Source organism: Pseudomonas sp. R2-7-07 (assembly GCF_003852355.1).
Classification (GTDB): Bacteria; Pseudomonadota; Gammaproteobacteria; order Pseudomonadales; family Pseudomonadaceae; genus Aquipseudomonas.
The window spans coordinates 1,046,052-1,059,684 of the sequence record NZ_CP027759.1 but is presented as its reverse complement, the minus strand read 5'-3'; the positions used below and the strand labels follow the sequence as shown (position 1 = coordinate 1,059,684).

Sequence of the window (13,633 nt, the reverse complement as noted above, 5' to 3'; positions counted from 1 at the left end):
GGCAAAGGAAATCACATGAAAAAACTGACCTTGATATTGAGCTGCGTCCTGCTGTTTGCAGGTTTTGCGCAAGCCGCTGAAAAACCGGTAATCCGCATCGGCGCACGGGTGTTCACCGAACAGACCCTGCTCGCCGAAATCACCTCCCAGTACCTGCGCACCAAGGGCTACGACGCCCGCGTGACCGGTGGCCTGGGCAGTAACCTGGCGCGCAGCGCCCAGGAAAGCGGGCAACTGGACCTGATCTGGGAATACACCGGCGTGTCGCTGGTGGCGTACAACCACATCGACGAGAAACTCGACAGCGCTCAGTCCTACGCTCGCGTGAAGGAACTCGACGCAAAAAAAGGCCTGGTCTGGCTCTCGCCGTCGCGCTTCAGCAACACCTACGCCCTGGCGTTGCCGGAGAAAGTCGCCAAGGAACATCCCGAAATCAACAGCATCAGTGACCTCACCCACGCCATGGCCGCAGACACCCGGGAACACCGCCTGGTCGCCCTGGACACCGAGTTCGCCAACCGCTCCGACGGCCTGGCCGGCATGGTCAAGCTGTACGACATGAACCTCACGCGCAAAAACACCCGGCAGATGGACGCCGGGCTGGTCTACACCGCGCTGCGCAATGGCCAGGTGTTTGCCGGCCTGGTCTACACCACCGACGGTCGCCTGAATGCCTTCAAACTGAAGCTGCTCGAAGACGACAAGCACTACTTCCCGGACTACACCGCCGCCCCGGTGATCCGCCAGGAATATCTCGACCAGCACCCGCAACTGGCGGCCGAGCTCAAGCCACTGGCCGCGCTGTTCGACGACGCAACCATGCGCCAGCTGAATGCGCGGGTCGACGTCGACCATGAAAGCCCGTCCGCTGTTGCCGCAGATTTCCTGCGCCAGCACCCGATCAATCAATAAGAGGAAAAGACATGGAATTTCTCAACGCCTTTTCTCATCTTGATTGGGCCCAAGTCCTGCAACTGACCTGGCAGCACATCACCCTGGTCGGCGTCGCGGTTGTCCTCGCGATCTTGATCGGCGTGCCCCTGGGCATCCTGATGACGCGTTTCCCGACCCTGGCCGGCCCGCTGCAGGCCAGCGCTACGGTGCTGCTGACCGTACCGTCCATCGCGCTGTTCGGCCTGTTGCTGCCGTTCTACTCCAAGTTCGGCCAGGGCCTGGGGCCGATGCCGGCGATCACCGCCGTGTTTCTCTATTCCCTGTTGCCAATCATGCGTAACACCTACCTGGCGCTCACCGGTGTCGAACCGGGCATTCGCGAGGCCGCCAAAGGCATCGGCATGACCTTCGCCCAGCGCCTGCGCATGGTCGAGCTGCCGATTGCCGTGCCGGTGATCCTCGCCGGTGTGCGCACCGCCGTGGTGATGAACATCGGCGTGATGACCATCGCCGCCACCATCGGTGCCGGCGGCCTGGGTGTACTTATTCTGGCTTCCATCAGCCGCAGCGACATGTCGATGCTGATCGTTGGCGCCGTACTGGTCAGTCTCCTGGCCATCTTTGCCGACCTGCTCTTGCAATGGCTGCAACGCTCGCTGACTCCAAAAGGATTGCTCAAATGATCGAACTTCAAAACCTGTCCAAGACTTTTCAAAGCAACGGCAAGACTGTCACCGCCGTCAACGATGTCAGCCTGACCGTCAACGAAGGCGAGATTTGTGTGTTCCTCGGCCCTTCGGGCTGCGGCAAGAGCACCACGCTGAAAATGATCAATCGCCTGATCAAGCCCACCTCGGGCAAGATCCTGATCAACGGCGAAGACACCACCGACCTCGATGAAGTGACCCTGCGGCGCAATATCGGCTATGTGATCCAGCAGATCGGCCTGTTCCCGAACATGACCATCGAAGAAAACATCGTCGTGGTGCCCAAACTGCTCGGCTGGGACAAGCAGAAATGCCACGACCGCGCCCGCGAGCTGATGAGCATGATCAAGCTGGAACCCAAGCAGTATCTGCATCGCTATCCGCGTGAACTGTCGGGCGGGCAGCAACAGCGCATCGGCGTGATCCGCGCCCTGGCGGCGGATGCCCCGTTGCTGCTGATGGATGAACCGTTCGGCGCGGTCGACCCGATCAACCGCGAGATGATCCAGAACGAGTTCTTCGAGATGCAGCGTGCGCTGAACAAGACCGTGATCATGGTCAGCCACGACATCGACGAGGCCATCAAGCTGGGCGACAAGATTGCGATCTTCCGCGCCGGCAAGCTGCTGCAGATCGACCATCCCGATACGCTGCTGGCGCACCCGGCGGACGAGTTCGTGAGCAATTTCGTCGGCCAGGACAGCACCCTCAAGCGCCTGCTGCTGGTGAAGGCCGAAGATGCCGCGGACAACGCGCCGTCGGTGAGCCCGGAAACGCCGGTAGCCGATGCACTGGAGCTGATGGACGAGCACGACCGGCGCTATGTGGTGGTCACCTGCGCCGAGAATAAGGCGCTGGGCTATGTACGCCGTCGCGACTTGCACCGTCAGACCGGTACCTGCGGCCAGTACCTGCGCGAATTCAACGCCACCGCCGCGTATGACGAGCACTTGCGCATCCTGCTGTCGCGGATGTACGAGTTCAACCGTTCGTGGTTGCCGGTGATGGATGCGGAGCGGGTGTTTTTGGGTGAGGTGACCCAGGAGTCGATTGCCGATTATCTGAGTTCCGGTAAGTCGCGTGGGGGCAAGACCAGTATCGTTTCGCCTGCAGAGACCGCACTGGCCTGACACAAAGCGGTAAAAAAATGTGGGAGGGGGCTTGCTCCCGATAGCGGTGGGTCAGTCACTGAGGTATTGGCTGACCCACCGCTATCGGGGGCAAGCCCCCTCCCACATTGGCTCTGCAGGGTGTCAGGGAAATGCACTCAATTCGCCCATCCGGGGAACATCAATCCGTCACACCGGTCGGTTACATAGTAGCTGCACGGGGTCGCGCGACGAACGCGTGCAAAAACGCGACATTTTTAGTTGATCCCACGCCCATCAAGCCCTAAAGTTCGCGCCGAACGTCCATGCTGGAAACGATCCATCCGGCTCAAGTACTGACGACGAGACAGCAAGGCCAAGGGACGCGTATCCCATGGCCTTTTTGCTTTCGGCGACATGCCTTGGGAAGTAGGCGAACCAAAGTGGGGATACGGAGGACGTTCAGTTGCACCCATTGATTACTACAGTTTGCCCTTAGGAGTTCCCAGCATGTCGATCAACGTCGAAGACTATTTCGCGCGCGCCACGTTTGACAAAATGAAGGCGTTCGCCGACAAGCAAGAAACCCCGTTCGTGGTGATCGACACCGCGATGATCAGCCAGGCCTACGATGACCTGCGCGCCGGTTTCGAATTCGCCAAGGTGTATTACGCGGTCAAGGCCAACCCGGCTGTCGAGATCATCGACCTGTTGAAAGACAAGGGTTCGAGCTTCGACATCGCGTCGATCTACGAGCTGGACAAGGTCATGGACCGCGGCGTCAGCGCCGACCGTATCAGCTACGGCAACACCATCAAGAAGTCCAAGGACATCCGCTACTTCTATGAGAAAGGCGTGCGCCTGTTCTCCACCGACTCCGAAGCCGACCTGCGTAACATCGCCAAGGCCGCGCCGGGCTCGAAAGTCTATGTGCGTATCCTCACCGAAGGCTCCACCACGGCTGACTGGCCGTTGTCGCGCAAGTTCGGCTGCCAGACCGACATGGCCATGGACCTGCTGATCCTCGCCCGCGACCTGGGCCTGGTGCCTTACGGCATCTCGTTCCACGTCGGCTCGCAGCAGCGCGACATCAGCGTATGGGATGCGGCGATCGCCAAGGTCAAAGTGATCTTCGAACGCCTGAAGGAAGAAGACGGCATTCATCTGAAGCTGATCAACATGGGCGGCGGCTTCCCGGCCAACTACATCACCCGCACCAACAGCCTGGAAACCTACGCCGAGGAAATCATCCGTTTCCTCAAGGAAGACTTCGGTGATGAACTGCCGGAAATCATCCTCGAACCCGGCCGCTCGTTGATCGCCAACGCCGGCATCCTGGTCAGCGAAGTGGTGCTGGTGGCGCGTAAATCGCGCACCGCCGTCGAGCGTTGGGTGTACACGGACGTGGGCAAATTCTCCGGCCTGATCGAAACCATGGACGAAGCCATCAAGTTCCCGATCTGGACCGAGAAAAAAGGCGAGATGGAAGAAGTGGTCATCGCCGGCCCGACCTGCGACAGCGCCGACATCATGTACGAAAACTACAAGTACGGCCTGCCGCTGAACCTGGCCATTGGTGACCGCATGTACTGGCTGTCGACCGGTGCCTATACCACCAGCTACAGCGCAGTTGAGTTCAATGGGTTTCCGCCGTTGAAGTCGTTTTACGTGTAAGCACGCTGCGTATAAAAAACCCATGACGTGTCATGGGTTTTTTTATGGCTGTCAGGTGGAATGTCGCGCATTTCGTCAGGCAGATAGCTCACGCAGCGCTGCCGTCGCCAGAAAACCTGACCGCGACGCATACCGATGATCCTTCAGCACCCGCTCGTCAATGCGCAACAGCAACTGTTCCGGCAAGGAAGCGTTAAAACGGACTGACTTGCCCAGATAAGGCGTGAGATCAAAGTCGACTATCGCCCATACACCGCCGACAAAATCCGGATTATCCAAATGTGCATCGACCTCCAGCGCCTGGGGGAGCACTTCCTGATCGGCAACCAATCCTTCCAGATGCAGCGCGATCGCCTCACGCACATTGTCCAGCGCTTCGGAAAAAGATCCTCCGGCCGAGAAACATCCCGGAATATCCGGAACCGTCACGCTGTAATCCGAATCAGCATCTTTATGGACTACCACGGGAAATTTCATTGTTCCTCCTCTGAATGAGCTTCTCGGAGCTCATTCAACTTATCAATCGGGGCCATCATTTCAGGCCTGCCGATCTGAAAATACTATGCAGAGTGCCCTTTGCAAGTTCTGACTTGGGATGAGGGACCGTCACCCGCCCTCGCTTCACTGGATGTTTGAATTGGTGATGACTACCCTTCACCGCCACCTCAAACCAACCGTCCGCCACCAGTAGCTCAATCACCTCTCGACTTCTCATCGCCTCACCCTTGGTGTGTATATTACACACGCCAGTCAGCAATGCGCTTTTTTATACACACGAGTCACACCAATGAAAAAGCCCGCTTAACCTTCAAGCGGGCTTATGTGACGGAATGATGACGATGTGCGAGCTATTTTCGCCACCGATCAAGTGTCAGTTTTTGTGCCCCGGTCTGGCTCAGATGAGTTAAGAGAGATCGGCAGCCCGGTGCCGAAAGGCTTCAGCCATCGCGCGAATCTGTGGATGGTTGGCCGCTGCCAGCGTCTGGTGTGCTATCCGTAAGAACTTGAGATTCCCGCCTGCCAGCGCCTTGTACAACCACTCCAGTGCCGCTTCGATTCGGCCACTATCCGCCAACACCGCCGCATAACTGAACTGCCCACGAAAATCCCCGGCTTCGGCTGAACGCCGGTACCACTCAACGGCCGCTTCAAAATCCCTCGGGCAATACTGCCCGTCTTCCAGATAACGCCCCACCAGGTTCATCGACTTGGCATGGCCCTGCTCTGCCGCCTGGCGATAAAGCATCAGCGCTTGGGCCTGATCTTGCACAACGCCACGACCGGTCGCCAATAGGTTGGCATAGTTGTACTGCCCCCAATCCAGCCCGGCCTCTGCTGCCAACCGGTATTCACGCGCAGCCGCCGCCTCATCCACCGTGCAACCCCAACCATGCTCCAGACACCGCCCAATCATATTGCGCGCCATCAAATGCCCGCCCTGGGCGGCAATCCGGAACCAGCGCAACGCCAGTGTTTCATCGCGTGCGATGCCGCGTCCTTCCAGCAGGATCTGCCCGAGCAAGGCCTGGGCATCGACCACGCCTTCCCTGGCCGCGATCAGGATCGCCTGGGCCGCGCGCACCGGGGAATCATCAAGCATCGATTGCAGCTGCTCGACGTTGAGCACTTCCTGGCGACGCAATAAAAAGCCCATCTCAGACCTCGACCCAACGACGCAGCAGGTTGTGATAGGTGCCGGTGAGCTGGATCAGCGCCGGGTGATCGGGCACGTCGCGGCTCAGTTGCTGGATGGCGCCGTCCATTTCGAACAGCAGGGTGCGCTGGCTGTCTTCGCGCACCAGGCTCTGGGTCCAGAAAAACGAGGCGTAGCGCGCGCCGCGTGTCACCGCGTTGACCTTGTGCAGGCTGGAGCCGGGGTACAGCACCATATCGCCGGCGGGGAGCTTGACGCGCTGCAGGCCGAAAGTGTCCTGGATTTCCAGCTCGCCGCCGTCGTAGTCGTCGGGGTCGCTGAAGAACAGCGTGGACGACAGGTCAGTGCGCACGCGCTCGTGGCTGCCTTTGGGTTGGCGCACGGCGTTGTCGATATGGAAGTCGAAACTGCCACCGGCGGTGTAACAGTTGAGCAACGGCGGAAACACCTTGTGCGGTAACGCCGCTGACATAAACAGCGGGTTGCTCCACAAGCGCTCCAGCATCGCCGCGCCGATTTCCTTGGCCAACGGGTGGCCTTCGGGCAATTGCAGGTTGTGCTTGGCCTTGGCCGATTGATGGCCGGCAGTGACTTTGCCGTCGGCCCATTCGGCCTCCTCCAAGGCTTGGCGAATGCGCTGCACTTCCTCGCGCGAGAACAGGCCGGGAATATGCAGCAACATGGGGCAATACCTGCGATCAGAGGGGTGCCAATGATATTGATTCTTATCCTCTGTGTAAAACGTCGAGACGAACGAGACTGTAAAAACCGTAAGCAAAAAGTGTAAAGAATGTAAATTCGATGCGAATAGCAATGTATCGCAATTGATAGAAAGTCTTGTTAGCCCTATATTCCGCGACCTCACATCCTTGGGGAAAGGACACGTCATGTCGCGCATCACACCAACAACCACCGCCAGTTCACCACGCATGCTGGCTTCGGCCATCGGCGTTGCCCTCAGCGCCAGCTCTGCCGCCCACTTGGCGCAGGCGGCTGAGAACACCGAACAACAAGGCGAGCGCAACCCTATCTCCCTCGGCGCCACCAACATTACCGGTCAGGAGCAGGTCACCCCTTCCTATCAGGTAGAAAAAGCCGCTTCACAGAAATACACCGCACCGCTGGTAGACACACCGCGCTCGGTCACCGTGGTCCCGCAGCAAGTGCTCAAAGACACTGCCGCCACCTCGCTGCAGGATGCCCTGCGCACCGTACCGGGGATTACTTTTGGCGCCGGTGAAGGCGGCAACCCCCAGGGCGACCGTCCGTTCATCCGTGGTTTCGACGCCCAAGGCGACACCTACCTGGACGGCGTGCGCGATACCGGCGGCCAGAGCCGGGAGATCTTCGACATTGAATCGATCGAAGTCAGCAAAGGCCCCAACTCGTCCTTCGGCGGTCGCGGCTCAGCCGGGGGCAGCCTCAACCTGGTGAGCAAAACCCCACAAGCGCGGGACTTCACCAACGGCGGCTTCACCTACGGTTCCGACCAGACCCGCCGCTACGTGCTCGACGTGAACCGCCAGTTCCTCGACGACAGCGCGGCATTCCGCCTGAACCTGATGAGCCACGAACAAAACGTGGCCGGCCGCGATGCGGTCAATTACGACCGTTGGGGCGTGGCGCCATCGCTGACCTTTGGCCTGGGCACACCGACCCGCGTCAACCTCAGCTACTACCACATGGAAAGCGACGACCTGCCGGATTCGGGGATTCCCTATGGCTACGGTTCGGCGACCGCCACCGCCCACGTGCATGACAAGCCCAACGACGGCGGCGACAGCAACAACTTCTATGGTTTGAAGAGCCGTGACTTCCGCAAGACCCGCGCCGACATCAGCACGTTCTCCATCGAGCATGACCTGAACGACAACATGACGCTGAAGAACACCCTGCGCCACGGCAGCACCGGCCAGGACTATGTGCTCACCCAGCCGGATGACAGCAAGCTCAACGTCAACAAGTTCGGCACTGTCTGGCGCCGGGCCAACAGCCGCGTGTCCACCACCACCACGACCACCAACCAGACCGACCTGTTCGGCAGCTTCCAGGCGCTGGGCTTCAAGAACACCTACTCCACCGGCCTGGAATTCACCGGTGAAGAAACCCGTGTCAGCGGCTACACCGTCAGCCCCAACGCCAACCCGGTGTGCACCGTGGCCAAGGGCAGCCTGGGTGGCCAGTGCACCTCGCTGAGCAACCCGAACCCGGACGATGCCTGGAACGGCAGCGTCGCGCGCAACTACAACGGCACCAACACCAAGGCCACCAGCCGCGCGGCCTACGTGTTCGACACCATCGAGCTGGATCCGAAATGGCTGCTGAACGTGGGCCTGCGCTACGACACGTTCGATACCGAAGCCAACACCAACGCCATCACCGGGCGCAGCAAAATCAAGGATGACAGCCAGTTCTTCAACTGGCAGGCGGGCCTGGTGTGGAAGCCGCTGGACAACGGCAGCATCTACGCTTCCTACGCGACGTCGGCCACCCCGGCCGGTGGTCTGGTGGGTGAAGGCGCCGATGGCAACCCGCTGTCAGCCGGTGCCGCCATCAGCGACCTGCAGCCGGAAGAGACGGTCAACTACGAGCTGGGCACCAAGTGGGACCTGTTCCACGACCGCCTGTCCCTGACCGCCGCCGTGTTCCGTACCGAGAAGAAAAACACCCGCGTCCTGGTTGATGCCCTCACCTACGAGAACGCCGGCGAATCACGGGTCGACGGCGTCGAGTTGTCCGCCAGCGGCAAGCTGACCGAGCACTGGCAAGTGTTCGCCGGGTACACCTACCTGGACAGCGAACTGGTCAAGTCCGGCCTCAACGGGCGTAACGGCGTGGTGAGCGCCGGTTCCAATACCGGCAACCAGATGCCCAACACGCCGAAGAACTCGTTCAGTCTGTGGACCACCTACGACATCACGCCCAAGCTGACCGTCGGCGGCGGCGCCTTCTATGTCGACGAGGTTTACGGCGATGCGGGCAACACCGTGTACGTGCCGTCTTACACCCGCTACGACGCCATGGCCAGCTACAAGCTGACTAAAAACGTCGACCTGCAATTGAACGTGCAGAACCTGACCGACAAAACCTACTACGACAAGGCTTACGCCTCGCACTTCGCCAACCAGGCGGCCGGTCGGACGGCGTTGCTGACCACCAGCTTCCACTTCTAAGCGCAAGCGCGCCACGACTTGAGCCCCACGCATCGGATGCGTGGGGCTTTTGCATGCTAAACAGAATATTTCTCGATAAGCCACGGCATAATGCGCGCCGTGACATTCATAACCAGTTGAGCGAGGCGGTCCGACGTGTTGAAGAAAACCCTGTTCCAGTTGCACTGGTTCTTCGGCATCACTGCCGGGCTGGTGCTGGCCTTGATGGGGATCACCGGGGCTGCGTACTCCTTCCAGGATGAAATACTGCGGGCGCTGAACCCGCAGGTCTTGCATGTTGAAAAGCGCGAAGCCGGGGTGCTGCCGCCCGCCGAACTGGTGCGCAAACTGGAAGCCACCGAAGGCAACACCGTGGCGATGCTCTGGGTGGAACGCGACAGCGGCAACGCCGGGCGCGTGTCCTTCACCCCGCCACCGGGCGAGCGCCGGGGCCCGCTACGCTACTTCGATCCGTATACCGGCGACTACCTGGGCGACGCCGTCGGCCAGGATGTATTCGGCTTCATCCTGCAGTTGCACCGCTTCCTGGCCATGGGCGACACCGGGCGCACGATCACTGGCGCCTGCACCCTGATCCTGCTGTTCTTCTGCCTCTCCGGCCTGTACCTGCGCTGGCCGCGCCAGGTAAAGAACTGGCGCGTGTGGTTGACCCTGGACTGGCGTAAAAAAGGCCGCAGCTTCAATTGGGACCTGCACTCGGTGTTCGGCACCTGGTGCCTGCTGTTTTATCTGCTGGCGGCACTGACCGGGCTGTATTGGTCGTACGACTGGTACAACCGAGGCGTGACCCAACTGCTGTCCGACGCGCCGCAGAACGAGCGCACGCTCAAGCGCGGCCCGCCGCCGGCTGGCCCTGCGCCCGTGGCCAACTACGTGACCAACTATGAAGCCATCTGGAGCAGCATCTACAGCAACGCGGGGCCTGGCTTGAGCGCCTACAACATCCGTCTGCCGGCCGTCGCCGGGCAACCGGCCACCGTGTATTACCTGCTGGAAGACTCACCCCATGACCGTGCACTGAACCAGATCAACCTGGACCCGGCCACCGGCGAGGTCAAATCCCATGAGCGCTACGCCAGCAAAAGTTATAAGTCGCAGTTGTTGACCAGCGTCTATGCCCTGCACACCGGCAGCTATTGGGGGCTGGCAGGACGGATCGTGCTCACCCTGAGCGCGTTGTGCATGCCGCTGTTCTTCATTACCGGCTGGTTGCTGTACCTCGACCGGCGCCGCAAAAAACGCCATGTAAGGGACGCACGCAAGGGTCTTGACGCCCACTCCAGCGATGCCCCGGCCTGGTTGATCGGGTTTGCCAGCCAGAGCGGTTTCGCCGAACAATTGGCTTGGCAGACGGCCGGGCAATTGCAGGCGGCAGGTTTGCCGGTGAAGGTTCAACCCTTGGGCACGCTTAGCCAGCACGACCTGAGCCAGTCGGAAAATGCCTTGTTCGTGGTCAGCACGTTCGGCGACGGCGAAGCCCCCGACAGCGCCCGTGGCTTCGAACGCAGCGTGCTCGGCCAGGACGTGTCCCTCAAGGGCTTGAACTACTCGGTACTGGCCCTGGGTGACCGGCAGTACGAGCACTTTTGCGGCTTTGCCCGGCGCCTGCATTTCTGGCTGACCCACCAGGGCGGCAACCCGCTGTTTGCGCCGGTGGAAGTCGACAGCGGCGATACCGAGGCCTTGCTGACCTGGCAACAGCAGCTCGGCCAGCTCACCGGCCACACGCCGACAGCGGCCTGGCAGACCGCCCAGTTCGAACACTGGACCCTTAGCCGGCGCACCCTGCTCAACCCTGGCAGCGTCGGCTCACCCGTGTACCTGCTGGGGCTCACACCGCCCTCGCCCCTCGTTTGGCAGGCCGGTGACCTGGTGGAAATCCTGCCGCGCAATAGCCCGCGAGCCGTTGAGCACTTCCTGGCAGGGCTGGGCCTGGCCGGCAGTGATGGCGTGCTGATTGAAGGCCTGGCGCAAACGCTCAACCAGGCCCTGGCCACGCGCCAACTGCCGGATAACCGCACCCACTTGGTCGGCCTGCATGCCCAGGCACTGGTCGATGCGCTGATACCGCTGGGCCTGCGTGAATATTCGATCGCCTCGATTGCCAGCGACGGTGTGCTGGAGCTGATCGTGCGCCAGGAACGCCACCCGGATGGCAGCCTGGGCCTGGGTTCCGGCTGGCTGACTGAACACGCCGCCATCGGCGCGGGCATCAGCCTGCGCCTGCGGCGCAACAGCGGTTTCCATCTGCCCGAAGCAGCGGTGCCGCTGATCCTGCTGGGCAACGGCACGGGCCTGGCCGGCCTGCGCAGCTTGCTCAAGGCGCGCATCGCCGACGGTCAGCAGCGTAACTGGCTGCTGTTCGGCGAACGCCATATCGCCCACGACTACCTGTGCCAGGCAGAACTGCAAGGCTGGCTGGCCAGTGGTGATCTGGCCCTGCTGGACCTGGCGTTTTCGCGGGACCAAGAGGAGAAAATCTACGTGCAGGACCGCCTGCGTGAATCGGCGGATGTGCTGCGCAAATGGCTGGCCGATGGCGCAGCGATTTATGTGTGCGGCAGCTTGCAGGGGATGGCGACGGGGGTGGATCAGGCGCTGGTGGATATCCTCGGCAGTGAAACAGTGGAGCGCTTGATCGAGCAAGGCCGCTATCGCCGGGATGTGTACTGATCCCTCACAGACACTGAAGATCAAATGTGGGAGGGGGCTTGCTCCCGATAGCAATCTGACAGTCTACTCATCAGTCGACTGATACACCGCTATCGGGAGCAAGCCCCCTCCCACAGTTTTTTACCGCGTTCTAGGTCAGACAGGTTGCAGCTTTTGCTCGAACACCGAGACACCATCGAGATCGCGCAAAATCACCGTCAACTCCGCCGTCTGCCCATCAATCTGCACCTCGCCAAAAAACTGAAACCCGGCAAACGGCGAGGTGTTTTGCGCAGGCGGTGCCTTTTCGAACACCACCTCTGGCCCAAAGGTCTTGTCCAACGGATTCGGCCCGAAGCTGCCTGCATTCAACGGCCCTGCGACGAACTCCCAGAACGGTTCGAAATCCTGGAACGCCGCCCGATCCGGGTGATAGTGATGCGCGGCGCAATAGTGCACATCAGCGGTCAGCCACACGTGGTTGCGCACCTGGTGTGCGCGCAGGAATCCCAGCAGCTCGGCAATTTCCAGCTCACGCCCCTGGGCCGGGCCGGGGTCACCGTTGGCGATCGCTTCCCAGCGCGGCACGCCAGGGCTGACCTCACCGTCCGGCACACCGAGGCCGATGGGCATGTCGGCCGCGACTACCTTCCACTGCGCTTGGGAGGCCTTGAGTTCGCGCTTGAGCCAGTCCAACTGGTCGCGCCCCAGGAAGGGTTTCGCGCCGCCCAGGTTGTCGTCGTTGGGGCCGCGATAGCTGCGCATGTCCAGCACGAACACATCCAGCAGCGGCCCATAGCTGAGCTTGCGATAAATCCGCCCGCCGCCGTCGGCGCTTTGCCGGCGCATCGGTGAATATTCCAGCCAGGCCTGGCGCGCGCGGCCGACCAGGGTATTGATGTCGCGGGTCTGGTAGCGCTCGTCCAACTGTTTACTTGATGACCAGTTGTTGATCACCTCGTGGTCGTCCCACTGCCAGATCTGCGGCACCTCGGCATTGAAGCGCCGCACGTTTTCATCCAGCAGGTTGTAGCGGTAATTGCCGCGATATTCCTCAAGGGTTTCGGCAACCTTGCTCTTGGCTTCGGTGGTGATATTGCGCCAGATGCGCCCGCCCTCAGTGGCCAGTTGCGCCGGCACCGGGCCGTCGGCGTAGATGGTGTCGCCGCTGTGGATAAAGAAGTCCGGCAGGCGCAGGCGCATGGCTTCGTAGATGCGCATGCCGCCGATGTCCGGGTTGATACCGAAACCCTGGCCGACGGTGTCGCCGCTCCACACAAAGCGGATGTCGCGACGCTGTTGCGGCACGCTGCGCAAGTGGCCGAACCACGGCTCGCTGGCGATGCCGGTCTGGGCGTCTTCGAAACGCACGCGGTAGAAAATCGCCTGATCGGCGGGCAGCCCGGTGAGTTCGACGCGGGCCGTAAAATCGCTGCGGTTATCGGCCAGGGGCGAGATGAACCGGCGTGGGTTGCTGAACACACTGCGGGTGTCCCACTCCACCACCATCCGCGCGGGGCGGTCGCTGCGGCTCCAGATCATCGCGCGGTCGCCCAGCAGGTCACCGGACTGCACGCCATCGGTGAGCAGCGGACGGTCCTTTACCGACGCAATCACCGCCGGCGCCAGGCCCGGCAACAACAGGCCCGCCCCGACAGCTTGCATCACGCGGCGACGGCCGAGATCGAAGTGGCTCATGCGGGTGCCCTCTTGAGTATCAAAAGGACAACTTAAGCAGGCGACGATGAAACAGTTATGACACCGTCCTCACAGACACTGAAAATCCAAATG

The 13,633-nt window shown here is 61.1% G+C and carries 11 protein-coding genes; 6 read left to right on the top strand and 5 right to left on the bottom strand.

The genetic code is table 11. The features are described 5' to 3' along the window. Nucleotides 1–15: 15 nt before the first annotated feature. From C4J86_RS04635 to C4J86_RS04620, 4 genes are all read left to right on the top strand, one after another. Entirely contained in the window at nt 16–912 is an 897-nt protein-coding gene (locus C4J86_RS04635) for a glycine betaine ABC transporter substrate-binding protein (RefSeq protein ID WP_124369637.1), read from the top strand. Between the two features lie 11 nt (nt 913–923). After that, on the top strand, nt 924–1,577 hold the full coding sequence (locus C4J86_RS04630) for an ABC transporter permease (protein WP_124361264.1): 654 nt from the start codon (nt 924–926) through the stop codon (nt 1,575–1,577). Further along, nucleotides 1,574–2,731, top strand: a complete 1,158-nt coding sequence (locus C4J86_RS04625) for a betaine/proline/choline family ABC transporter ATP-binding protein (protein WP_124369636.1) — start codon at nt 1,574–1,576, stop codon at nt 2,729–2,731. Before C4J86_RS04630 ends, C4J86_RS04625 begins: the two co-directional genes overlap by 4 nt. 468 nt (nt 2,732–3,199) lie before the next feature. Beyond that, the gene (locus C4J86_RS04620) at nt 3,200–4,363 is read left to right on the top strand and encodes a type III PLP-dependent enzyme (protein WP_124361263.1); all 1,164 of its coding nucleotides are present in this window, start codon (nt 3,200–3,202) and stop codon (nt 4,361–4,363) included. 75 nt (nt 4,364–4,438) lie between these two features. On the opposite strand, the gene C4J86_RS04615 is transcribed toward C4J86_RS04620, so the two are convergent. From C4J86_RS04615 to C4J86_RS04600, 4 genes are all read right to left on the bottom strand, one after another. Further along, nucleotides 4,439–4,840, bottom strand: a complete 402-nt coding sequence (locus C4J86_RS04615) for a type II toxin-antitoxin system HicB family antitoxin (RefSeq protein WP_124369635.1) — start codon at nt 4,838–4,840, stop codon at nt 4,439–4,441. A gap of 55 nt (nt 4,841–4,895) precedes the next feature. Next, nucleotides 4,896–5,078, bottom strand: coding sequence for a type II toxin-antitoxin system HicA family toxin (locus C4J86_RS04610; protein ID WP_124369634.1), 183 nt, complete (start codon nt 5,076–5,078; stop codon nt 4,896–4,898). Between the two features lie 189 nt (nt 5,079–5,267). Continuing rightward, a complete protein-coding gene (locus C4J86_RS04605) occupies nt 5,268–6,017 on the bottom strand; it encodes a tetratricopeptide repeat protein (RefSeq protein ID WP_124369633.1) in 750 nt (249 codons plus the stop codon). A gap of 1 nt (nt 6,018) precedes the next feature. Further along, nucleotides 6,019–6,699 carry a Fe2+-dependent dioxygenase gene (locus tag C4J86_RS04600; RefSeq protein WP_124369632.1) on the bottom strand — a complete coding sequence of 227 codons (681 nt, stop codon included), beginning with the start codon at nt 6,697–6,699 and terminating at the stop codon, nt 6,019–6,021. Between the two features lie 205 nt (nt 6,700–6,904). Between C4J86_RS04600 and C4J86_RS04595 the strand changes: the two genes are divergently transcribed. Together C4J86_RS04595 and C4J86_RS04590 are read left to right on the top strand one after the other, a co-directional pair. Further along, entirely contained in the window at nt 6,905–9,190 is a 2,286-nt protein-coding gene (locus C4J86_RS04595) for a TonB-dependent siderophore receptor (protein ID WP_124369631.1), read from the top strand. 135 nt (nt 9,191–9,325) lie between these two features. Continuing rightward, nucleotides 9,326–11,863 (top strand): sulfite reductase flavoprotein subunit alpha, encoded by a 2,538-nt coding sequence (locus C4J86_RS04590; RefSeq protein WP_124369630.1) that lies wholly within the window; start codon nt 9,326–9,328, stop codon nt 11,861–11,863. A gap of 135 nt (nt 11,864–11,998) precedes the next feature. Here C4J86_RS04590 and C4J86_RS04585 read toward each other — a convergent pair whose 3' ends face one another. Continuing rightward, nucleotides 11,999–13,540, bottom strand: coding sequence for an alkaline phosphatase (locus C4J86_RS04585; protein WP_124369629.1), 1,542 nt, complete (start codon nt 13,538–13,540; stop codon nt 11,999–12,001). Nucleotides 13,541–13,633 lie beyond the last annotated feature (93 nt).

Excerpts from the sequence above, each read along its gene's own strand:
- C4J86_RS04635 (WP_124369637.1), top strand. The coding sequence starts at position 16 with ATGAAAAAACTGACCTTGATATTGAGCTGCGTCCTGCTGTTTGCAGGT.
- C4J86_RS04620 (WP_124361263.1), top strand. The coding sequence starts at position 3,200 with ATGTCGATCAACGTCGAAGACTATTTCGCGCGCGCCACGTTTGACAAA.
- C4J86_RS04615 (WP_124369635.1), bottom strand. The coding sequence starts at position 4,840 with ATGAAATTTCCCGTGGTAGTCCATAAAGATGCTGATTCGGATTACAGC.
- C4J86_RS04605 (WP_124369633.1), bottom strand. The coding sequence starts at position 6,017 with ATGGGCTTTTTATTGCGTCGCCAGGAAGTGCTCAACGTCGAGCAGCTG.
- C4J86_RS04585 (WP_124369629.1), bottom strand. The coding sequence starts at position 13,540 with ATGAGCCACTTCGATCTCGGCCGTCGCCGCGTGATGCAAGCTGTCGGG.
- C4J86_RS04600 (WP_124369632.1), bottom strand. The coding sequence starts at position 6,699 with ATGTTGCTGCATATTCCCGGCCTGTTCTCGCGCGAGGAAGTGCAGCGC.
- C4J86_RS04595 (WP_124369631.1), top strand. The coding sequence starts at position 6,905 with ATGTCGCGCATCACACCAACAACCACCGCCAGTTCACCACGCATGCTG.
- C4J86_RS04610 (WP_124369634.1), bottom strand. The coding sequence starts at position 5,078 with ATGAGAAGTCGAGAGGTGATTGAGCTACTGGTGGCGGACGGTTGGTTT.
- C4J86_RS04630 (WP_124361264.1), top strand. The coding sequence starts at position 924 with ATGGAATTTCTCAACGCCTTTTCTCATCTTGATTGGGCCCAAGTCCTG.
- C4J86_RS04625 (WP_124369636.1), top strand. The coding sequence starts at position 1,574 with ATGATCGAACTTCAAAACCTGTCCAAGACTTTTCAAAGCAACGGCAAG.